This is a genomic window from Haloferax gibbonsii, from assembly GCF_001190965.1.
Taxonomy (GTDB): Archaea; Halobacteriota; Halobacteria; order Halobacteriales; family Haloferacaceae; genus Haloferax; species Haloferax gibbonsii.
Window position 1 is genome coordinate 1,973,935 of the sequence record NZ_CP011947.1, and the last position, 21,145, is coordinate 1,995,079.

Genomic DNA, 21,145 nt, shown 5'->3' on the forward strand with positions numbered 1-21,145 from the left:
CATGGCAACGACAGACCACACGGACGAGGCGGTGCCGGCCGCGCAAGCCCCCGGTACGCACCACAGTCAGTTCGAGATGTTCTGGAAGGAGTTCCGCAAGAACACCCTCTCGCTCGTGGGGACCGCGATTATCCTCACGATGCTCCTGACCGCGCTGTTCGCGCCGTTTCTCGCCCCCCACGACCCGACGACGCAGTTCGAGGCACCGGACGGCGAACACAACCCGATGCCGATGGGCACCCAGATGATCGTCGAGAACGACGCCGGCGAGGTCGTCGGCACGACGACGGCGTACCTCGGCACCGACCACCACGGCCGGGACATCCTCTCGCGCATCATCTACGGGTTGCGGACACTGATGACCGTCTCGCTCGGCGTCGTCGGCTTCGCGATGGCGCTCGGCGTGAGCGCCGGCGCGATTGCGGGCTACTACCGCAACACCTGGGTCGACGAGGTCGTCATGCGCTTCATGGACATCCTGTTTTCCTTCCCGAGTCTCATCCTCGCCATCGCGGTGCTCGGCGTGCTCGGGGTCGGAAGCACGGAGTACGGCTCGTTCACGCTCCCGAACATCGTGAAGGTCATCGCCGTCATCGGCGTCGTCTACATCCCGAGTTTCGCGCGCGTCATGCGCGGGTCGGTCCTCAAGGAGATGGAAGAAGACTACGTCGACGCCGCGAAGTCGCTCGGCGCGAGCGACCGACACATCCTCGTGAAGGACATCGCCGTCAACACCCTGCCGACCGTCGTGGTCCAAGGGACGCTCTACATGGGGACGGCTGTCCTCGCCAGCGCCGCGCTGTCGTTCCTCGGGCTGGGCATCCAGCCGCCGAACGCGAGCCTCGGGTTGATGCTGTCGAACGCCCGCGGCTACCTCTACAGCGGGGAGTGGTGGTACTCGGTGTTCCCCGGGCTCGTCATCGTCGTCACCATCCTCGGGTTCAACCTGCTCGGTGACGGCCTGCGCGACGCGCTCGACCCCCGCAACGACGGAGGCGAGCGATGAGCGCTGAGCCGGACGAACAACCGGTACTCGAAATTCGCGACCTCGTCACGCGGTTCTACACCGACGAGGGGACCGTCAAGGCCGTCGATGGCTCGTCGTTCGACCTCTACGAGGGCGAGACGCTCGGCATCGTCGGCGAATCGGGCTCCGGCAAGTCCGTGACCGCGCTGTCGATGCTCCAACTCGTCGACGCCCCCGGTCGCATCGAGGGGGGAAGCGTCCGCTACCGCGGCGACGACCTGCTCGAAAAAAGCGAGGCGGAGATGCGGTCGATTCGGGGCAACGACATCGCGATGATGTTCCAAGACCCGATGACGAGTCTCAACCCCGTGTTCACCGTCGGCGACCAGATCAGCCGGGTCATCAAGACCCACCAGGACGTCTCGGACGCGGCGGCCCGCGAGCGGACCATCGAACTCATGGCCGACGTGGGCATCCCAGAGCCGACCTCGCGCGTGGACAACTACCCGCACCAGTTCTCCGGCGGGATGCGCCAGCGCGCGCTGCTCGCGATGGCCATCTCCTGCGAGCCGGACGTGCTCATCGCCGACGAGCCGACCACCGCGCTCGACGTGACCATCGAGACGCAGATATTCAACGTCCTCGACAAACTCCAGGAGAAGTACGGGATGAGTATCATCCTCATCACGCACGACCTCGGCGTCGTCGCCGGGACCTGCGACCGCGTCGCCGTCGCCTACGGCGGCCGCGTCGTCGAGCGCGCCGGGGTGGACGCACTCTTCGAGAACCCGCGGCATCCCTACACCCGCGGCCTCATGCGGTCGATTCCGCGGCTCACCGACGACACCGACCGGCTGACGCCCGTCAAAGGCGACGTGCCGAACCTCACGGACCTGCCGTCTGGCTGTTCGTTCCACCCGCGGTGTCCGCACGCGACCGCCGAGTGCGAGTCGTACGACCCCGAACTCCGGGAGGTCGAACCCGGCCGGGAAGCGGCGTGTCTCCACGCGCGCGGCTACAACCTCTCGAAGTCGGCTCTCGAAACCGAAGGCGTGCAAGCTGACGGCGGCAGTCCTGCGACTCCCGCGACCGACGGAGGTGCATCGCAATGAGCGACGACCCGCTGTTGTCCGTCTCGGGGCTCCACAAGTACTTCACGCAGAACGACGGCTTCATCGACCGCCTGCTCGGGGCCGACGAGACCGTGAAAGCCGTCAACGGCGTCTCGTTCGACATCGAGCGCGGCGAGACGCTCGGTCTCGTCGGCGAGTCCGGCTCCGGCAAGTCGACGACGGCGCGATCGGTCCTCCGGCTGGACGAACCCACGAAGGGGACGGTCAGCTACGACGGCACCGACCTGACGGCGCTGTCGGACCGGGAGATGACGGAGATGCGAAAGCGCATCCAAATCGTCTTTCAGGACCCCGCGTCGAGTCTCAACCGTCGGAAGACCGTCGGCCAGATAATCAAACAGCCGATGGAGATTCACGGCCTCTACGAGGGCGAACGCGACGCCCGCGTGGACGAACTCATGGAGACCGTCGGCCTGCCGCCGCAGTACTCCAACCGCTACCCCCACGAGTTCTCGGGCGGCCAGCGCCAGCGCGTCGGCATCGCCCGCGCGCTCGCGGTCGACCCCGACTTCATCGTCGCCGACGAACCCGTCTCCGCGCTCGACGTGTCGATTCAAGCGCAGATACTCAACCTGCTCGAGGACCTCCAGGAGGAGTTCGACCTGACGCTTCTGTTCATCGCCCACGACCTCAGCGTGATTCGCCACGTCTGCGACCGCGTCGCCGTGATGTACCTCGGCGAAATCGTCGAACTCGCGGACGCCGACGAGCTGTTTTCGAACCCCCAACACCCCTACACGCGGGCGCTGTTGGGCGCGATTCCCCAGCCGGTCCCGGAGCTGGCGCGGCAGCGGCAGGTGCTCGAAGGCGAGGTCCCCTCGCCGCTCGACCCGCCCTCCGGCTGTTCGTTCAATCCGCGGTGTCCCGAGGCGACCGAGGAGTGCACGTCGATCGACCCGACGCTCGACGACGTGGCGGGCGCGACCGGCGGCCACAAGGCCGCCTGTATCCACGTCGACGAGTTCGAGACCGGCGCGGGCGTCCCGAGCGCCGCACAGGGCGTCGACGAACGATTCAGCATCGAGAACTTCGACGCCGAACCGACGCTCGCGACCGACGGTCGCGGACGGGACCAGGGCCGGGGTGACGACGACAGGTGAGCATCGCCGTCAAACCGATGCTTCGCATCGTCCTGACGTTCGCCATCGTGTGGTTCTACCGCGGGCTGTTGCCGCCGCTGTCGCCCGTCGCGAGCACGGTCGCGCTGGTCGTCCTCGCGGTGCCGACGTGGGTGGTCGTGAGCCGCCTGCTGTTCAACTCCGGCGGGGCGCTGGCGATGGTCGACGACGAGTTCGACCGCGGGGGGTAGCAGTCGACGGGTGTGCCGTCCGCACCCTGTACCCACAATAATAAATATCAGAAAACAGAGTAGTGATTAATCATTCAATCTAGTAGTCAGTACCAAGCGAATTTTCCGAGGGGACCACTAAATAGTTGAATGGGTGGCTTTAGGGGATGAATAAGACGATTTCAAAAGATCGTCTATCCGAGAACGCACTCAGCGGTTAACGAAACGTCCAAGCGACATACCGGACGCTAAATCCTCTAATTCGCATGGTATTTGCGCTTCAGACGCTATTCGGTCGAGGTGGCGCAATATTTTGTTTGATATGTTATTATATCTGTTAAATTCGTCGTTTAGGATGTGGGCACCCTCACCCTCCGAAGGCAGAGTCGCTCGCTATCTTGAACCCGCCGCCTCGTTGTGCATCGAACACACGACGCGACTGGCTCGTGAATGAGGCTGGGAGTTGCCACGATCGACAGGGAACGAGCGAAGGCGAGACGAGATGGACCGATGCAAGGCGACCAGAGCCAGTGAACGGTCGCACTCGGCGTCACTCCCGCTGATAGAACTCCGCGATGTCCCGCCATCGGTCGAAGTACGCCTCTTTTTGCGTATCGAAGTCCGCGCCGATCGACGGGTCTGGTTCGATAACGTCGCGCTCCCGGAGGAGGTTTTCCGCTGCCGTCTCGACGTCGCTGTAAATCGACGTGATGAGCGCGGGGGCCATGACCGCGCCGGCGGTCGTCCGCGGCTCCATCTCGACGACTGGACGGTCCCATATCGACGCGCGGAGCGTGTTCCACCAGTCGTAGTTGCCGTCGAGCGTCGGCGTCCCGTCGTTGATGACGAGCACGCGGTCGATGTCGGTGTCGAAGTGTTCTTCGACAAGCGAGATGTAGGTCCACTCGGTCAGGATGATACCGGTGATGAGCCCGCGGGCCAGTCGGCCGTGGACTTCCTCGGTCGACAGGGAGTTGTCGTAGTTGAGTCCGAGGAGCGACCCCGCGACGTCGGCGTCGAAAAACGGGCTTCGGTTGCCCTTGAGGAACATCTCGTACCCCTCTCCGCTCGGGACCTGTCGGGCGAGTTCGAGCCCGCGCTCCGGCGTACAGTTGAGGATGCGGTCGAAGAACCACCGAAGGAGGTTGCCGGTGTCGAACGACGCACCGGGAAGGTAGCCGTCGATGGGGTGGCGGTGATAATACAGCGCTGGGTGCGGCGAGACGGTCTCCGAGACGTACTTGACGACGCTCGACGCGCCGAAGGTGATGCTGAACTCCCCCGGTTTGACGCCGCCGTTCGCCAACACCGAGGCGTTGCCGTCGGTGAGTCCCTGAAAGAGTTTGATACCGTCGAAGCCGGTCCGCTCGGCTAACTGGCCGTCGGCGACGCCGATGAACGACCCCGGGGGTCGAATCGCCGGAAAGAGCGATCGAGGCAGGTCGAGCGTCTCGAACAGCGACTCGAACCACGTGGGGAGGGGCGTCGTCACGTCGGCACCGAACTTCAACGCGTTCGTCCAGTCGGTCTCGATATCGTGCCACGGCGTCGACGCGTCGAACCGGAGCCGATACAACAGCCACGTCGTCGGGCTGAGAATCCACTCCACCCGCTGGAACTTTTCGGGGTGTTCCTCGCGAAGCTTCAGAATCTTCGGAAGGGGGCTGGTCGGAGAAAACGCGATGTTCTGGTTAATCGAGAGGCCGGACAGGTCGAGGTCGCGGAGCTTCGATGCCTGTTCGGGCGCGGAATCGAAGTACATCTGCGGCGGAAACACCGGCTCGCCGTACTTATCGACGAGTACGGCCGTCCCCGACGTACTTGCGACCGAGCCGATACCGGTCTGCGGCAGCGCCGGTGCCGCCTCATGGAGCGCACGCTCCCACGCGAGCGTCGTCTGCTCGGCGACCGGTGCCTCACCACCGGCGAGTCGTTCCCCGTCGGTGCTGTACACATCGACGTGCACGCTCGCGGTACCGAGATGAACGCCGACCAGTTGCGGGCTCTCCATACTACGGGGTCTCGTAGGACGCCATTAAATCCTTCCGAGGCAGTGACCTTGTCGACCGCGCGAGCGCGCGGTTCGACAGACCGGCCGCAGCAGAGTTCATTTGGTGGCTGTTAGCATACAATCCGGACGAGCGCACGTTCAATCGACATTCGTTTCGGGAGAGATGACATTCCGAGCGTTGATACCGAAATAAGAACGATAATCGGACAAACACGAACTATCGTTGAGATTCCTTCTATTCTGTAATTGAGAACACTAGTCCAAGGGTGCTGAACAGTCTCGACAGGGCGGGCGGAGGCTTGCAGGAGTCGTCGCGAAAGTCGTTACAAAGGTACGTTTGTAATAGCTAGTGGTTCGCGTGGAGTTCGATGACGTTGGCGGCGCTCTGGACGATATCGGGAACCTCGTCGGTGAACCGTTCGTTATTCATGCGGCTGACGGGTTGCGAGACGCTGATTGCACCCAGAACAGTCCCGTCTTTCGCGATGATGGGCGCGCCGACGCACCGGAGTCCTCGGATAAGTTCCTCGTTGTCGACGGCGTAGCCCCGGTCGCGGACCGTCGCCAACTGTGCGTCGAGTTCCGCCCTGTCGGTGATCGTCTGGTCGGTTTCCGCGGGAAGGCCGTGTTCGTCGATGATGTCGTCGACGCGCTCGGGAGAGAGGTGCGCCAGTATCGCCTTTCCGAGTCCGATAGCGTGTAGCGGCCGCCTGAGGCCGGGGTAGATGTCTAAATCGACCGCTCGCTCGCCCTGTTCGGAGGCGAGATACACGCCCTGCCCGTACTCCTCGACCATCAGATTCGCGAGTTCGCCGGTCTGTGACGCCAACCGGTGGACCTCGCGCTTCGCCACCTGATACAGCGGGTGGCGGTGCTGTACGTACCCCCCGAACCCGAGCAGCCGAAGGCTCAGTTCGTAATCGGTCCCGTCGCGGACGACGAACTTCTCGGCTTCGAGCGTGCTGAGGTGGTTGTGGACCGTGCTCTTGTTCATCTCGAGTTCCCGAGCGAGGAACGTCACGCTGCTCGACCCGTGTTCTCGGAGCGCGTCGAGCACCCGAATCGTCTTCCGACTCGTTTCGACCCGGTGGGGCGCGTTCTCTGTCATGACTGCGTGTCGTCGAGGCAAGCCTAAATAGTTTGTTCCATCGAGTAGAACAGCTGTTCGATTCAACGAGACAGCGGGTCGAACCGTCGACGCCGTTCGAACGGCGGAGCCAGACGAGGTGGAACCGAGGTATCTGGTGTCTAAGGGCCGCTGTGCGGTGTTCGGGGCAGTGCCGGCAAAAACTATTTACGCTCACTCCCTGAGCTACGGTGTATGGAGATACAGACAGAGAGCTTCTCCATCGAGAGCCACAGCAGGTTCGAGATTCTGAGCGTCACTCCCGAGGTGGAAGCGACCATCGAGGACCTCGGCGTGACCGACGGACTCGTGTACGTGTCGACGCCGCACACGTCTGCGGCGCTCTCGACTAACGAGTACGAAGAGAAGCTCCTCGACGACATGATTGACAAGTTCAAGGAGATCGCCCCCCCGGACGAGGGCTACTACCACGACCTCGACCACATCACCGCAGGTGAGCAGCCGAACGCTCACGCGCACCTCATCTCCGCGATGATCAAGCGACCGGTCCTTCTCGTCCTCCGCGACGGGGAGCTCGACCTCGGGACCTGGGAAGAGGTCATGTTCTTCGAACTGTGCGGCCCGCGCGAGCGAACGATTACCACGACGATTCTACAATAGCCATGACGGACCAACCACTCGGACGATCGGTGACTGTCGCTATCGACCACGGCCTCCATTGGGGTTCCCTCGAGGGGTTCGAGGACCCCGCGGCGCTCCTCGACACGGTGCTGGACGCCGGCCCCGACGGTATCCTCGCGAGCGTTCCATTCCTGAAGCGCTTCGAGGACCGAATCGCCGCCGCCGACGTCCACACCATCGGCACGCTCGACCTCCTGTACGACTCGACGATGCCGGGCGACATCGAAAACGCCGAAATCCACTCCCAGGTGTTCAGCGTCGAAGACTGCGCCGACGTGGCCGACGCCGCGAAGGTCGCGCTCGTCTTCGGCCGGGAGGACCCCGACGTGCTGAAGGAGAACGCCGAGTTCGTCGCGGCCGCGGCCGAGGACTGCGACGACGCGGGGATTCCGCTCATCGTCGAGCCGACCCTCTGGGGCCAGCGCGCCGACGACGAGTTCGACACCGACTACCTCGTCAACGCCAACCGCCTGGGCTTCGAACTCGGCGCGGACATCCTGAAGACGCCGTACCCACCCACGGGCTTCGAGCGTATCGTACACAACGCGCCGGTGCCGACGTACATCGCCGGCGGACCCACCGTCGAGACGGACCGGGAGGTACTGGAGATGGTCCACGGTGCCGTCGACGCCGGCTCGCAGGGCGTGATGTTCGGCCGCAACGTCTGGCAGCGAGACGACCCCGCCGCCATCATCGACGCGCTCTCGGCCATCGTCCACGAGGGCGCGACCATCGAAGAGGCCGAGACGTTGCTATGACCTCCCGAAACACCTCCCGGACCCACTGATGAACCTTCCGTACCCCCACTTTCAGGTCAACTTCAAGGTGTACCCGGATACGAGCGGCGAGGACGCGCTCGCGTTCGCGCGCATGCTCGAAACGATAGAAGCGGAGACCGACGCGCGCTTCGTGTTGACGCCACAACTGCCGGACATTCGGCTGATAACCGAACACACCGACCTCGCCGTCACCGCGCCCGCGATGGACGCCGTCGAGCCCGGTCGAGGGATGGGGAAAATCCTCCCTGAGACCGTCGCGGACGCAGGGGCGGACGGCGTCGTCATCAACCACGCGGAGAACCGCGACACGCTGTCCGACCTCGTGTGGAAAATCGAGCGCTGCCGCGACCTCGACCTCGACTCGGTCGTCTGCGTCGACAGCATCGAGATGGGCCGAGCGGTCGCCGAGTTCGACCCCGACTCGATGATATACGAGATGCCCGAAGACATCTCGTCGGACCGCGCGATCACGCAGACCCACCCCGACCGCGTCCGCGCCTTCATGTCGATGGTCGAAGCGGAGAACCCGCGCACTCGCGTCCTCGTCGGCGGCGGCATCTCGACCGCCGAGGACGTCCGCCTCGCCTTCGAACAGGGCGGTCACGCGACCGGTGCCGCATCGGCCGTGTCGCTCGCGTCGGATCCGGAGTCGCTCCTCCGCGACATCGCCGCGAGTTTCCCCTGAGACGCCGGCGACGGCGAACGCCCCGCTTGGTTCGGCGACTGCAGCGCGTCAGACCGGCGCAATCTTTTTAGTGATCATCGATGATGTGCAATACACGTCAATGACAACGAAAAACATCCTCGTAGTGTGTGGCACATCGGTCGCGACGTCGACGGTCGTCAAGGAAGCGCTGAAAGAGAAACTCCCGGAGCGGGGCCTCGACATCGGGACCATCGCCAAGGCGAAGGCGACGGAAGCCCCCGGCAAGGTCTCGTCGGGGAACTTCGATCTTATCGTCACCACGACGCAGCTCAACCAAGACAAGTTCGACATCCCGGTCATCCACACGACGGCGTTCATGACCGGTATCGGCCAAGACGAGGTCCTCGACGATATCGCCGCGGCGCTCGAAGACTGACTGTTCGACGAGTCGGCGACGCGGATTTTTCACGAACGATAGCAATATTTATGTGGGATCACTCTCATCCTGAGACAGGGTTGTGAGTCAATAACATGGCAGTACCAGAAGTACTCTTACAGAGTGGTGTGAGTTCCCTGTTGAATTCTATCAACAGCGTAATCCAATCGTTGGGCGTGAGCGTCCTCCTTCCGATAATCATCTTCCTCATCGCGCTCGCGTTCCGGGTGGACGTGTTGAAGGCGGCGCGCTCGTCCATCCTCATCGGTATCGGCTTCATCGGCATCAATCTCGTCATCGGACTGTTCAGCGAGAACATCAGCCCGCTGGCCCAACAGATGGTCGAGGTGACCGGCATCACGCTGCCGGCGGTCGACGTCGGCTGGCCCGCCGCCGCCGCCATCGCCTTCGGTATCGCGGAACTCGGCGTCTGGATGATTCCGCTGTTCGTGGCGATGAACCTCGTCCTCTTCGCTATCGGCTTTACCTACACGCTCAACGTGGACATCTGGAACTACTGGCACTTCGCCTTCATCGGCGGGCTGGTCTACATGAGCACGAACAACTGGCTGTACTCGGTGGCGGTCGGGCTGACGCTTGGGCTGTTCGTCCTCGTCGCCGCGGACTGGACGCAGCCGGCCGTCGAAGAGACGTTCGACACGCCCGGCATCTCCATCCCGCACGGAACCTCGGCACCGTACGCCGTCGCCGCGATTCCGATTCACTGGGCGGTGGACAAGACACCCCTCGGAAACATCGAAGCGGACCCCGACGCGATTCAAGACCGGTTCGGTATCCTCGGCGAGCCCATCTTCGTCGGCCTCGCTATCGGTCTCGTCATCGGTATCGCCGCCTACAGTAACGCGCTTTTCGTCGCCGAGAGCTGGTACGCCATCCTCACCGCCGGCATCTCGTTCGCCGCGGTGATGCACATCCTGCCGATGATGGTCGGCATCCTCATGGAGGGGCTGACGCCGCTTTCGGAGTCGATTCGGAACTTCATGACCTCGCGGTTCGAAGACCGCGACATGGCGATTGGCCTCGACTCGGCCATCCTCATCGGCCACGAGTCGGTCATCGCGTCCAGCCTGCTCATCGTCCCGATCGCCATCGTGATGTCGATCATCCTCCCCGGAAACGACGTCCTGTGGGGAATCGACCTGGCGACGTTCCCGTTCTTCTTCGCGCTGATGGTTCCCATCATGAACGGCAACATCGTGAAGATGGTCGTCACGGGGACCATCCTGCTGATTCCGCTGCACTACATCTCTTCCGCGGTGGCTCCCCTCCTGACGCAGGCGGCAGGGAGCGCGGGCTTCGACCTCGCTGGCCGCGGGCTCATCACGTCGCCCGTCGCTGACGCGGGGTCGCCCGCGACGGGCGTCCTTGCCCTCATCCCGGCGCCGGTCGCCCTCGCGGTCGGGCTCGTCATCGTCCTCGGTATCTGGGTCGCACTTCGGATGTGGCCCCAGCGGATGTACATGGTCGCCGGCGCGTCAGAAGAGAAAGCGCGGGAGACCGTCGAACGTCGTCACACCGGGAAGGGCGGCGGCCTCTTGCCCAACAAACTCGGCTCGTCAGCCGACGTGACGGCCGCAGAGGGCCGCTCCGACGACTGACCGCGCGAGCCACGAGCCACCCGTCGGTGTCCACGACTCGACCGCGACGAGTCGTCGCGCGTCGCGGCATCGTCGGCGAACCGGTACCAACACTTTTCTCGGAGACCCGCGTACGACTCATCGATGCGAACCGAAAGCCTCGAACTGACTGGCGAGACGGACGAAGCGGTCCTCACGGAACTCGGCGCGTACGCCTACGACCAAGGCTGGGCCGACGAGAGCTACGCGGATGCCCTCCTGACGCGGGAAGCCGACTATCCGACGGGGCTCGACATCCCGACGATGGGGTTCGGCATCGCCATCCCCCACGCCGACCCCGACCACGTCTCCGAACAGGCAGTGCTCCTCGGATTGCCGCCCGCGGGCGAGTCGATAGCCTTCCGAAGCATGGACAACCCCGACGAGCGCGTCGACGCCGAGGTCGTCGTGTTGCTCCTCGTGACAGAGACCGAGGGCTACTCGTCGTTCCTCTCGAACCTCGCCAAACTCTTTCAGGCCGAGGAGTTCGCCGAATTGACGAAGCGCCGCGACGCCGACGGCCTGCTCGACCTCGTCGTCGAGCGCTGCGTCGATTTCGACGACTGAACCGGAGAAGACGACGCCGCGGAGCGGCGCTTCACGGCGAGCGAGCGGCCAGTCTTCTACTCCACTCCACTCCAGTTGTTAGTCTAAGAGCGCTCGAACGTCCTCGTTGGTCTCGGCGCGGAGGGCAGCCTCGGCGAGCGCCGCCGCCGACTCGTCATCGACGGCCCGGACGCCCGCTTTCACCTCGGGAATCGTCACGGCGCTCATGCTCAACTCGTCGAAACCGAGCCCGACGAGCAGTTCCGTGTGCGCGGGGTCGCCGGCCATTTCGCCGCACATGCCGACCCAGGCGTCGCCGTCGTGAGCGGCCTCGACCGTCCGCGCGATGGCGCGGAGCACCGGCGGGTGAAGCGGGTCGTGTAAGGTGGCGACGCGGTCGTCGTCGCGGGCCGCGGCCATCACGTACTGCGTGAGGTCGTTCGTCCCGATACTGAGGAAGTCGAGGCGGTCGGCGAACTCGCGGGCGAGAAACACCGATGCCGGCGTCTCGACCATCGCGCCGAGTTCGGGAACCGCGTAGTCGACGCCCGCCTCGTCCAGTTCCGCGGCGATTGCGCTCACTTCGTCGAGGAGCGCGTCGAGTTCCGTCACCGTCGACACCAGCGGGAACATCACGGCGAGCTGCGCCGGCCCGGCGGCCGCACGCAGAATCGCGCGGACGTGTTCTTCGAACAGTTCGGGTCGCTCGCCCGGCGCGAACCGGACGCCGCGAACGCCGAGAAACGGGTTGTCGCCGGGGTCGGAGTCGACGTACGGAATCGGCTTGTCGCCCCCGATGTCGAGCGTTCGGACGACCACGCGCGACCCGGCGAACGCCTCGCACACCTCGGTGAGCGCCTCGTACTGCTCGTCTTCGTCCGGCGGCGTCTCCCGGTCGAGAAAGAGGAACTCCGTTCGAAAGAGCCCGACGCCGTCCGCACCGCGTTCGGCGGCCGCCACCGCTTCCCGCGGCGTCCCGACGTTCGCGGCGACTTCGACGTGTCGGCCGCCGGCCGTCGTGACGGGGTCGTGTTCCACCGTTGCACCGCCCGATTCCCGCGCCGCGGCGACGGCGTCGGCGTCTGGGTCGACGGTCACGTCGCCCGTGGTGCCGTCGACGACGAGGCGCGTGCCGTCAGCAAGGTCGAGCACGTCGGTGCCGACGCCGACCACCGCCGGAATCGACAGCGACCGGGCCATGATGGCGGCGTGAGACGTGCGTCCTCCCTCGACCGTGACGAACCCGGCGACGGCGTCGGGGTCTAACTGCGCGGTATCGCTCGGGGTGAGTCGCTCCGCGACGAGCACCGTTCCCTCGGGGAGCGCCGAGAGGTCGACCCGGTCGCGGTCGAGCAGGATGCGGAGCAGTCGGTCGCGGACGTCGCGGAGGTCGTCCGCGCGCTCGGCGAACATCCCGTCTGCGGCCTCGAACGTGGCGATTGGGTCCTCGAACGCCTGCGAGACGGCGCCCTCGGCGGTGACGCCGTCTTCGCTGATCGCGGTTTCGACGCCGTCGGTGATCTGTGGGTCGGCGAGGAACTGCTGGTGCGCGTCGAAGATTTCGGCTTCTTCCGCGCCGACGCGCTCGGCCGTCCGTGACCGTTCGCGAGCGAGCTCGTCCGCCGCCGTCTCCCGTGCCGCCTCGAACCGCTGAAGCTCAGTTTCGGGGTCGGCCGTCGACCGTTCGCTCTCGTCGAGGTCGACCGTCGAATCGTACTGGACGACCGTGCCGACACCGAGAAGCGGTGTCACGCCGACGCCCGAGATTCTACGGTCGCTCATCGGTCCCTCGTAGCTACCGCTGGATACGCTGCGCTTGCGAACATGGCGTGCGACTAGTCCACGTCCGCCGGCAAAAACGCTCGCCAAGCGGAAAGGCCTTAGTACCGGCGTGGGAAATGGTGGCACGGATGGCAGCGAAATCAGCGACAGTAGTCGTAGAGCACGAGACCGGTCTCCACGCACGCCCCGCGTCGATGTTCGTCCAGACGGCGTCGAAGTTCGAGACGGATATCTCCGTGCGGAAAGCAGGCGGGGAGACGGAAGTAGACGCGAAAAGCAGTATCGCCGTCCTCTCGCTCGGCGTCGGCCCGGACGAAGAGATCGTCATCACCGCCGACGGCAGCGACGGCGAGCAGGCCGTCGAACGGCTCGTCGAACTCGTCCAGAACGACTTCGACCTCGATTCGTAACGACCGCTCGGGCTCGCGGTCGACCGCGACGCTCGACGGCGTGGCGAGCGCGACCCGCGGCCACAAAGCCGCTTGCACCTTCGACGCCGAACCGACGCTCGCGACCGCCGGCCGGGATGATGACGACAGATGAGCATCGCCGTCAAGCCGATGTTCTGCCTCGTTCTGACGGTCGCCATCGTGAGCCGCCTGCTTTTCAACTCCGGCGGGGCGCTGGCGATGGTCGACGACGAGTTCGACCGCGGGGGGGAGCGGCCTCGCGGGGTGTCTGTGTCTCTCGTTCGGAGATAGAAACATACAATAATTGGGGGGAATAGAGATTATCTAAAGATATGTCATTTTAGGTCTGTTCGGACAGTACATATGAATAGACGTATCTGGCCATCTATCGGTGTTTGAGGAGTATTTGTCTTGGACTGCTATTCGAGTATCGATAATCTGGCCTGACCGGCCAGATATTGAATTAATCAGCGTACTCGCGTATTTCTGGACCTAATTGACAGCGAAAACTCATATTTCGAAAATCTATTTCTGGTTTATGACAGTATGTCCTTGCCACGAACGGTCTCCCCACTCCGGAGTGACGTTCGCTACCGAGAACGACGGCGACCGAGTCGCCTCCGGTGCTGGACGGGTTCTGAAGCGCGCGAAAGACGCCGAATCGGAAACGCCTCGGACTCGGCCGAACGCTAGGACCCGCTCCGAAGCGCAAGTGAGTAGATGATAAACGACAGTCCGACGATTTGGCTTATCGCGGTCCCGAGCGGCAGATAAAACATGTAGATGTCGACGTGGAGCCCAAACGAGGCGGTGGCGAGTGACATGAGCGGTGGAATGACGGTGACGAACGCGAGGCCGACCGCGAGAAACAGCATTCGTCGGTTCGCGTTCCGACGGTATCCGTGGTAGGCCTGGAAGACGATAAACAGGCCCATCACGATTGTGACGAAGAACGCGGCGAACAGCGTCACGTAGCGTATCGGCAGCGTAAGAAGGTCAATCTGAAGCGGTTGCATCACAGTTCCTCCCAGATCCGCGTGAAGCGGTCCGCCATCGTTTCGGGCTCCCGTTCTTCGATTGTGAGTTTGAGTTCATCGTTCTCTAATTCCACCGTGAGGCGCTTGAGCCGTGCTTTGTAGACGCTGTAGTGGTGCCCATCGCCTTCGAGTTCGGTCTGCTCTTCGAGAAGTCCGCAGTCGATCAGGCGCTCGGTGCGCCGGTAAATCGTCGGGAGCGACGCGTCGCACGCTTCACTGAGCTCTTTGGCGGACTTCGCTGTCGTGTCTGTCGACGTGAGGATGGTCCGTGCGTATTTGTCGTCGAGGAGGTGGTAGACTTCCTCCGGTGTAGACTCCTCACACACAACGGGGTATCATCGTGAGTGATGTTTATCGGTGCGTCGATTTTCTGGCCCAGAAAACGTGCGTCGCCCTATATACTCTCGGGCCGAGACGGCAGTCGGACATCTGTGACCCGGTCAAACTTTCCGACCCAGAAAATCTGTGTCGGTGTTTAATCACCTATCTGCCGCTTGCTCTCTCGTGAAACGACAGCCAGACACCGATGGCCGCGTTCGAGTATTGACCTATCAACGGATCGGACGGCGACTCGCTCGTCGTCGGAGCGCAATCGGGGTGGAGCGTCGGTGAAGCGGTTCTTCTCCGCTGTGTTCGCGTTGTTGTTGCTCACGTCGTCGGTCGGCGCCGTCGCGAGTACGGCGGGTGCGACCGAAGTCGCCATCCATGCCGACGCGTCCGTTAGCGACCCCGCACCGGGCGAACCGTTCGTCGTCTCCGTCAACCTGAGCAACGTCGGCGACGAGTCTGTCGACGTGACCGACGTGTACCTCCGCGATCCGAGCGGGGCCGAGTACGCGCGGGCCGAAGATCTCGGGTCGCTTACCGCGGGGCGTGAGATGAGCGTTCCCATGAGTGTCACCCTCGACGAGGAGGGGAGAAAACGGCTCACCGTCCAAGCGGCCGTTAGGGGACAAGGCGGTGGATACACCCGTGTGAGCTACCCGGTGTACGTAGATGTCGAGCCACCAGACGAGGCCGCAATCTCGTTCGAACACCTCGACCCCGTCGCGGGCGACGAGCGTTCCGTCGGGGTGACCGTTGCCAACGGTGACACCGACGCGATTTCGAACGTCAAACTCACGCTCGGCGGCGACGCCGACGTAGAGGACCCGAAACGCGTGAGCGCCTCGCTCGCGCCCGGTTCGAAGGCCGACTACACGTACAACGTGACATTTCCCGAAGCCGGTGAGCACACGCTCCGCGGCACGGTCCAGTACAAAACCGCGACCGGAGCAACGCGGACAGCGACCGTCGAGAAGGCGGTGACCGCCGAGACCGCTGATATCGACACCGGTCTCACCGCGACGGTGGCCGAGTCGAACGGGTCGTCGGTCATTCAGACGACGCTCACAGAGTACGGGAACGTCGGCCTCACCGACGTTCAGTTCCGGGCGGTCGTCGACGGAACGGTCGTTGAACGCGCCCTCGTCTCGGACGTCGACCCGAAGACGTCGCAGACGTTCGCACTCAGCGGGACCGACATTCCCACGGGTGCGGTAACCATCGTCGCCGCGTACACCGCCGGTGGTGACGCCCACACGACCGAAACGACCATCGACTACAACCCCCGCGAGTTGTCGAACATCGAACTGACCGGTATCGAAGCGACGCGGAGCGGTTCGACCGTCACGCTGAGCGGCGATGCCGCGAACGTCGGGAGCAGTGACGCCGACTCCGTGCTCATGAGCGTCGGCGACGCCGCCGGGGTCAGCCCGGCTGCGCCGAACGGCGAGTACTTCGTCGGCACCGTCGAATCCAGCGAGTTCGCCACGTTCGAACTGACTGCCGAGACGGATTCAAACGGCTCGGTCGACAGCCTCCCCGTCGAAATCCGCTACTCTGCGGGTGGTGAGCAGTTCGTCCGGACGGTCCACGTCGACCTCGCGTCGAGCGAGTCGGCCGCGCGGGGTGGTGCGGCCGCGAGCAGTAGTTCCGGTGGTGGCAGCAGCGGGTTCTCCGTGGCGGCGCTCAGTATCGCACTCGCCGTTGCGGTCGGTGCTGCTGGTGTCTACTGGCGACGACAACAGTCATGAGCGTCATCGAACTCGAGGATGTCATCAAGCGCTATCAGAGCGGTGTGGAAACGGTTGAGGCGCTCAAGGGCGTGGACTTCAGCGCCGACCGCGGCGAGATGGTCACCGTCATCGGCCCTTCGGGTTCGGGCAAGAGTACTATGCTCAACATGATCGGACTGCTCGACACGCCCACCGAGGGCCACGTCCACCTCGACGCCCGCGACGTGACCGACTTCAGCGAGGACGAACTCACCGAAGAGCGCCGAACGGGAATCGGGTTCGTGTTCCAGGACTTCCACCTGCTTCCCATGCTGACGGCGGTCGAGAACGTCGAACTCCCCTCGATGTGGAACACCTCGGTAGACAGGCACGACCGCGCGGTTGAGTTGCTCCGTCGCGTCGGTCTCGGCGACCGCTTAGACCACACGCCCGACCAGTTATCCGGCGGCCAACAACAGCGTGTCGCAGTCGCGCGGTCGCTCATCAACGAACCGGACATCCTCTTGGCCGACGAGCCCACGGGGAACCTCGACCAGGACACCGGTCAGACGATTCTCGAAGAACTGACGCGGCTGAAGGAAGACGAGAACGTCGCCATCGTCGCGGTCACTCACGACGACCAGATGCTCGACTACACCGACACCACCGTCCGCATCGTCGACGGCGTCATCCAAGAGGTGGCTCAGCCGTGAGTATCGCCGATTACCTGTGGCGGTATCCGAGCGCGCTCATGGCGTGGCGCAACCTCGGCCGCAACCGAACGCGAACGGTGCTGGCGGCACTCGGCATCGTTATCGGCGTGATCTCCATTGCGTCGCTCGGGATGGCGGGTGCAGCGCTCCAACAGCAGGCCACCTCCGACCTCGGCTCTATCGGCGGTGATGTGACGATCGCCTCGGGAGCGGACAGCGCCACCGACGGCGTCACCCGAGCGCAGGTCGAAACGCTCCGTGACATCGTGAGTGACGCGGAGGTGGTTCCACAGAAGTCGAACTCGACGACGCTAACCGCGCGAAACGGCGAGGAGGCGCGGATGAGCGTCACGGGGGTGACGAACGCCGCCGCGCTGTACAACCTCACGAACGGCGACGCACCGAATCGGCTGGCTTCGGGGGCGCTCATCAGCAACGGCACCGCCGAGACACTTGACCTCGAACTCGGCGACCCCGTCGAGTACGACGGTCAGATATACCGCATCAGCGGATTCCTCGAGGTGTCGGGTGGCTTCGGCGGCGGTGGCGGCCAACTCGTGTTGCCGATGTCAGCGCTCTCTGAGCAGGACGGGTACGACACCGTGACCGTCGTCGCCGGCAATAGCGACGCGGCCGCGGCCCTCGCTGACGTGATCGACGCCCAGTTCAACGGGGAAGACGACGAGGAGCTACGCGTGAGCACGTTCGGGAGCTTAGACAGCCTCGAAACGTTCCTGAACACGCTCAACTACGCGCTGCTCGCTATCGGTGCCATCTCGCTCGTCGTGGCGAGCGTCGCCATCCTCAACGTGATGCTGATGAGCACGGTCGAACGCCGCGGCGAAATCGGCGTCCTCCGGGCCGTCGGGATTCGCCGTGGTGAGGTACTCCGGATGATTCTGACCGAGGCCGCCCTCATGGGTGCCGTCGGCGGATTGATCGGAGCGCTCGGGTCGCTCCTCGTCGGACTGGCCATGTTCCAGTTACTCACGGGTAACGCGATGGCCGTGTTCAACTGGAGTAGCTCCCAGTACCTCCTGTTCGGGTTCGCATTCGCCGTCGTGGCGAGCGTCCTGAGCGGTGTCTACCCCGCGTGGAAGGCCGCCAACGACCGCCCGGTCGACGCGCTTCGGAGCTGAGCCGTCGACTCTTTTCGGCCGACATCCGTCGGCGAGTTTCGGACTCGGGCGTCAAACGGGGTGAAAAAACACGTGCTGACGTGCGGGCTGGAGAGAGAGAGCGACGTGCCTAATGGAACGCTCTCCACAGCAGACCGAGGAGGATGAACGGTGTGAACGGGATCATGAGCACCGCGATTCCGGCGACGATGAGCGTCCCCATGAGTCCCATCTGGATGTTCGAGTAGTCGGTTCGAACGGGGTTGACTGCGCGAGCCATACGTGGTCGTCGGACGCACAGATATATAAAGTAACTGAATAGTTAATATATAAATGATCGTGGGAACGGGAGCGGCAGGTGTGGGGAGACACGACGCGGTGGATCCGTTGTGGTTTCGGGACGTTTATTTCTATCAATAGGACAACATTAAATATGAGTCAAATAGACTGGACCGCTCTCCTGATGGTTGGTGGTTCATTTCTCGTCGGTGCTGTTGGCTTCCTCCTGCTTGGTCCGGTCGGATTCTTTATCGGACTCGTCGGCACAATATTCGTCGGATTTCCACTCAAATCTGCCTATGAAAACTACCAGTCTCGAATGGCAGCACTAGAGGAGCGCGTTGCGAAAACGGAATCAACAGTTGAACAGCTCAAGATAGATGACAGTCCAGACGAGGGCGAATGATTGCGAGAATCTGTTAGAACCTATTTCATACTCTAACTCTCGTGAGACTACCGGTCACTCCAATTGCGTGCTGGGATTGGCGATTTGATAGCCTGACTGATGACCGACTCGCCCGCTGTATTCAGCACGGTCTCGACAAATCATCAGCGGCGGTATATCCCAATAGAGCCGACACGGCGGTGGGCCTACGCCCGACTCGGCTCCGGTGCTCGAAGCGCCAGCAACACGCCGGCGATAGCGACGCCTCCGGCGGCGAAGAACGCCGGTGCGTATCCCGCGTAGTCGATAATCGCACCGGCGGCGATGGGGGCGGCGAACGCGCCGAGGAGACCGACGCTCGTCAGGAGCGAGACGGCCGTGGTCCGCACCGCGGGGGCGACGAGTTCGGCGATATACGAGAAGATGAGCCCCGTCACGAGTTGGATGGCGAAGCCGACGACGACGACCGCGCCGACGACGAGGCCGAGTTCCGAGACGAACGCGAACGCGACGACCGCCGGCGTGGCGACGGCGAACGACGAGACGATGACCCGGCGACGACGACCGCCGAACACGCGGTCGGTGACCACGCCGCTGGTCGACCGCGCGACCGCGCCGATAGCGGGAAACAGCGCGGTCAGGAGGCCGCTCGCGGCCAGCGAAATCGGGAACTCGCTGGCGAGGAAACTCGGGAGCCACGTGTTGACGAAGAGGTACAGCGAGTAGGCGAGAAAACAGAGCGCGCAGACGGTCCAGACCGCACGGCTACCGAACAGTTCGCGGAGCGCCGCCCGGTCGGGTGCGGGCGCGTCGACGCCGGGGACGCGGCGGCGGGTCGCGAGCATGAAAACCACGACGCCGACGACGGCGACCGCGGCGTACAGCGGGAGAATCGCGGGCCACCCGGCGACGTTCGCGATGAGCGGGCTCCCGAACTGCCCGAGGGCGAAGCCGACGGGCGCGCTCGCGGTGAACACGCCGACCGCGGTCGCGCGCTGTTCCGGGGGGACCGCGCTGCCGACGACGTTCGCGCCCGCGTTCCAGAACGTGACGTACGCGAGGCCGCCGAGCACCCGCGAAACGAGGAGCCAGCCGTACGCGCCGGCGGTGGCCGCGTACCAGCCCCAGCCGCCGGCGACGACGAGGGCGACGGTCGCGAGCGCGACCACGCGGCGCACCGAAAACCGGTCGAGGACGACGCCGACGGGGACGCTCGTGACGACCGCCGTCGCGTACATGATGCTCACGAGCCAGCCCGCCGCGCTCGCGCTCAGCCCGAGAGACTCCTGAATCACCGGCAGCACGCTGGCGGGGGCGATTTCGTAGGCCGCGGCCGCCGTCGAAAGCAGGAAGAAGCCGACGACGATGCCCAGTATCTCGCGTCGCGTGCCCGCCGCGTCCGATGTCGTACTCACGGTTTTCATATCTGCTCGGCGGAGGAGTATGAAACCGCCTGATGTCGGTCCGGTTTCGTCTCGCGGTGACCGCGAAAGTCACCGACTCAGTCGTCGCCACCGAGCGCCTGCTCGATGGGCGTGTCCCCACCCGTGAGATGCATCGTCTCGCCGACCGTCCGGTCGATGTCGAGACAGGCGACGACCGTCCCTGCAACATCGGCCCGCGGAATCTCGGCCGTGTCGCCATCGAGGCCGTCGACGGTCAGCGAGACGGTTCCGGTGCCGTCCGCATCGGTGAGCCTCGTGGGACGGAGAATCGTCGCATCGAGCGACGACTGTTCGAGGTAGTCGTCGGCGCAGCGCTTGGCGACCAGGTACGGGCGTAGGGGCTCGGGGCCTGCGAGCGGGTCGCCAGCGCCGATGGAGCTAATCATCACGAAGCGGTCGATACCCGCGTCGACACAGGCGTCGACCACCCGTCGAGCGCCCCAGAGGTCAACCATCAGCGTCTTGTCCGCGCCGGTCGACCCGCCGGAGCCAGCGGTGAACACGACCGCGTCGGCTCCCTCGAGCGCCGCGTCGAAGTCGCCTTCGAGGTCGCCCAGTCGCGGCTCGCCGCCGCGGTCGCGGACCGCCTCGAACTGCGATTCGTCCCGGACGACGCCGATGGGGTCGTGGCCGGCGTCTGCGAGCCGGGGGAGGAGCCGCCGTCCGATACCGCCGTTCGCGCCGATGACTGCGACCTGCATGGTTCGCCGTCGCGTAGTCGGCCGGGCC

The 21,145-nt window shown here is 64.2% G+C and carries 24 protein-coding genes; 16 read left to right on the top strand and 8 right to left on the bottom strand.

Annotation, left to right across the window (positions count from 1 at the left end; translation table 11 throughout):
* The first annotated feature begins 1 nt into the window (after position 1).
* From ABY42_RS10180 to ABY42_RS10195, 4 genes are read left to right on the top strand one after another with little or no spacing between them, the layout of a single operon-like run.
* Entirely contained in the window at positions 2 to 1,006 is a 1,005-nt protein-coding gene (locus ABY42_RS10180; RefSeq protein ID WP_004976026.1) for an ABC transporter permease, read from the top strand.
* On the top strand, positions 1,003 to 2,079 hold the full coding sequence (locus tag ABY42_RS10185) for an ABC transporter ATP-binding protein (protein ID WP_050459378.1): 1,077 nt from the start codon (positions 1,003 to 1,005) through the stop codon (positions 2,077 to 2,079). Before ABY42_RS10180 ends, ABY42_RS10185 begins: the two co-directional genes overlap by 4 nt.
* Complete coding sequence (locus ABY42_RS10190; protein ID WP_004976018.1) at positions 2,076 to 3,200, top strand: ABC transporter ATP-binding protein; 1,125 nt, start codon at positions 2,076 to 2,078, stop codon at positions 3,198 to 3,200. Before ABY42_RS10185 ends, ABY42_RS10190 begins: the two co-directional genes overlap by 4 nt.
* Positions 3,197 to 3,409 (top strand): hypothetical protein, encoded by a 213-nt coding sequence (locus ABY42_RS10195; protein ID WP_004976015.1) that lies wholly within the window; start codon positions 3,197 to 3,199, stop codon positions 3,407 to 3,409. The genes ABY42_RS10190 and ABY42_RS10195 overlap by 4 nt, the downstream gene beginning before the upstream one ends.
* A gap of 529 nt (positions 3,410 to 3,938) precedes the next feature.
* Here the strand turns inward: ABY42_RS10195 and ABY42_RS10200 are convergent.
* Together ABY42_RS10200 and ABY42_RS10205 are read right to left on the bottom strand one after the other, a co-directional pair.
* The gene (locus tag ABY42_RS10200) at positions 3,939 to 5,399 is read right to left on the bottom strand and encodes an FGGY family carbohydrate kinase (RefSeq protein ID WP_004976013.1); all 1,461 of its coding nucleotides are present in this window, start codon (positions 5,397 to 5,399) and stop codon (positions 3,939 to 3,941) included.
* 346 nt (positions 5,400 to 5,745) lie between these two features.
* Complete coding sequence (locus tag ABY42_RS10205) at positions 5,746 to 6,507, bottom strand: IclR family transcriptional regulator (RefSeq protein ID WP_004976010.1); 762 nt, start codon at positions 6,505 to 6,507, stop codon at positions 5,746 to 5,748.
* Between the two features lie 213 nt (positions 6,508 to 6,720).
* On the opposite strand from ABY42_RS10205, the gene ABY42_RS10210 reads away from it, so the two are divergent.
* The 6 genes from ABY42_RS10210 (at position 6,721) to ABY42_RS10235 (ending at position 11,232) form a co-directional block, all read left to right on the top strand.
* On the top strand, positions 6,721 to 7,146 hold the full coding sequence (locus ABY42_RS10210) for a secondary thiamine-phosphate synthase enzyme YjbQ (RefSeq protein WP_004967184.1): 426 nt from the start codon (positions 6,721 to 6,723) through the stop codon (positions 7,144 to 7,146).
* A gap of 2 nt (positions 7,147 to 7,148) precedes the next feature.
* The gene (locus ABY42_RS10215) at positions 7,149 to 7,925 is read left to right on the top strand and encodes a class I fructose-bisphosphate aldolase (protein ID WP_004976008.1); all 777 of its coding nucleotides are present in this window, start codon (positions 7,149 to 7,151) and stop codon (positions 7,923 to 7,925) included.
* A gap of 28 nt (positions 7,926 to 7,953) precedes the next feature.
* The gene (locus ABY42_RS10220) at positions 7,954 to 8,631 is read left to right on the top strand and encodes a triose-phosphate isomerase (RefSeq protein WP_004976006.1); all 678 of its coding nucleotides are present in this window, start codon (positions 7,954 to 7,956) and stop codon (positions 8,629 to 8,631) included.
* A 100-nt stretch (positions 8,632 to 8,731) separates the two neighbouring features.
* Positions 8,732 to 9,028: a PTS sugar transporter subunit IIB gene (locus tag ABY42_RS10225; RefSeq protein WP_004976001.1), complete on the top strand. Its 297-nt coding sequence runs from the start codon at positions 8,732 to 8,734 to the stop codon at positions 9,026 to 9,028.
* A 176-nt stretch (positions 9,029 to 9,204) separates the two neighbouring features.
* Positions 9,205 to 10,647: a PTS galactitol transporter subunit IIC gene (locus ABY42_RS10230; RefSeq protein WP_049905142.1), complete on the top strand. Its 1,443-nt coding sequence runs from the start codon at positions 9,205 to 9,207 to the stop codon at positions 10,645 to 10,647.
* A 123-nt stretch (positions 10,648 to 10,770) separates the two neighbouring features.
* A complete protein-coding gene (locus ABY42_RS10235) occupies positions 10,771 to 11,232 on the top strand; it encodes a PTS sugar transporter subunit IIA (protein ID WP_050459379.1) in 462 nt (153 codons plus the stop codon).
* 78 nt (positions 11,233 to 11,310) lie between these two features.
* On the opposite strand, the gene ptsP is transcribed toward ABY42_RS10235, so the two are convergent.
* Positions 11,311 to 12,993: a phosphoenolpyruvate--protein phosphotransferase gene (ptsP, locus tag ABY42_RS10240; RefSeq protein WP_050459380.1), complete on the bottom strand. Its 1,683-nt coding sequence runs from the start codon at positions 12,991 to 12,993 to the stop codon at positions 11,311 to 11,313.
* A gap of 128 nt (positions 12,994 to 13,121) precedes the next feature.
* Here ptsP and ABY42_RS10245 point away from each other — a divergent pair, with 128 nt between their 5' ends.
* Both ABY42_RS10245 and ABY42_RS19825 read left to right on the top strand, forming a co-directional pair.
* Positions 13,122 to 13,403: an HPr family phosphocarrier protein gene (locus tag ABY42_RS10245; protein ID WP_081605232.1), complete on the top strand. Its 282-nt coding sequence runs from the start codon at positions 13,122 to 13,124 to the stop codon at positions 13,401 to 13,403.
* A 129-nt stretch (positions 13,404 to 13,532) separates the two neighbouring features.
* Positions 13,533 to 13,694, top strand: a complete 162-nt coding sequence (locus ABY42_RS19825) for a hypothetical protein (protein WP_162832776.1) — start codon at positions 13,533 to 13,535, stop codon at positions 13,692 to 13,694.
* A 398-nt stretch (positions 13,695 to 14,092) separates the two neighbouring features.
* On the opposite strand, the gene ABY42_RS10250 is transcribed toward ABY42_RS19825, so the two are convergent.
* A complete protein-coding gene (locus tag ABY42_RS10250) occupies positions 14,093 to 14,419 on the bottom strand; it encodes a DUF7521 family protein (protein ID WP_004975981.1) in 327 nt (108 codons plus the stop codon).
* The gene (locus ABY42_RS10255; RefSeq protein WP_004975978.1) at positions 14,419 to 14,766 is read right to left on the bottom strand and encodes a helix-turn-helix transcriptional regulator; all 348 of its coding nucleotides are present in this window, start codon (positions 14,764 to 14,766) and stop codon (positions 14,419 to 14,421) included. The genes ABY42_RS10250 and ABY42_RS10255 overlap by 1 nt, the downstream gene beginning before the upstream one ends.
* Positions 14,767 to 15,048: 282 nt before the next feature.
* On the opposite strand from ABY42_RS10255, the gene ABY42_RS10260 reads away from it, so the two are divergent.
* From ABY42_RS10260 to ABY42_RS10270, 3 genes are read left to right on the top strand one after another with little or no spacing between them, the layout of a single operon-like run.
* The gene (locus ABY42_RS10260; protein WP_050459381.1) at positions 15,049 to 16,515 is read left to right on the top strand and encodes a COG1361 family protein; all 1,467 of its coding nucleotides are present in this window, start codon (positions 15,049 to 15,051) and stop codon (positions 16,513 to 16,515) included.
* Positions 16,512 to 17,189, top strand: coding sequence for an ABC transporter ATP-binding protein (locus ABY42_RS10265; protein WP_008096114.1), 678 nt, complete (start codon positions 16,512 to 16,514; stop codon positions 17,187 to 17,189). The genes ABY42_RS10260 and ABY42_RS10265 overlap by 4 nt, the downstream gene beginning before the upstream one ends.
* Positions 17,186 to 18,328, top strand: a complete 1,143-nt coding sequence (locus ABY42_RS10270; RefSeq protein ID WP_082220652.1) for an ABC transporter permease — start codon at positions 17,186 to 17,188, stop codon at positions 18,326 to 18,328. The genes ABY42_RS10265 and ABY42_RS10270 overlap by 4 nt, the downstream gene beginning before the upstream one ends.
* A 109-nt stretch (positions 18,329 to 18,437) precedes the next feature.
* Here ABY42_RS10270 and ABY42_RS19830 read toward each other — a convergent pair whose 3' ends face one another.
* Positions 18,438 to 18,587 carry a DUF7535 family protein gene (locus tag ABY42_RS19830; RefSeq protein WP_004975973.1) on the bottom strand — a complete coding sequence of 50 codons (150 nt, stop codon included), beginning with the start codon at positions 18,585 to 18,587 and terminating at the stop codon, positions 18,438 to 18,440.
* Positions 18,588 to 18,740: 153 nt separating this feature from the next.
* On the opposite strand from ABY42_RS19830, the gene ABY42_RS10275 reads away from it, so the two are divergent.
* Complete coding sequence (locus ABY42_RS10275; RefSeq protein WP_050459383.1) at positions 18,741 to 18,992, top strand: DUF456 domain-containing protein; 252 nt, start codon at positions 18,741 to 18,743, stop codon at positions 18,990 to 18,992.
* A gap of 185 nt (positions 18,993 to 19,177) precedes the next feature.
* Here ABY42_RS10275 and ABY42_RS10280 read toward each other — a convergent pair whose 3' ends face one another.
* On the bottom strand, positions 19,178 to 20,386 hold the full coding sequence (locus ABY42_RS10280) for an MFS transporter (RefSeq protein ID WP_050459923.1): 1,209 nt from the start codon (positions 20,384 to 20,386) through the stop codon (positions 19,178 to 19,180).
* A gap of 86 nt (positions 20,387 to 20,472) precedes the next feature.
* A complete protein-coding gene (locus ABY42_RS10285; RefSeq protein WP_050459384.1) occupies positions 20,473 to 21,117 on the bottom strand; it encodes an SDR family oxidoreductase in 645 nt (214 codons plus the stop codon).
* Between the last annotated feature and the right edge of the window lie 28 nt (positions 21,118 to 21,145).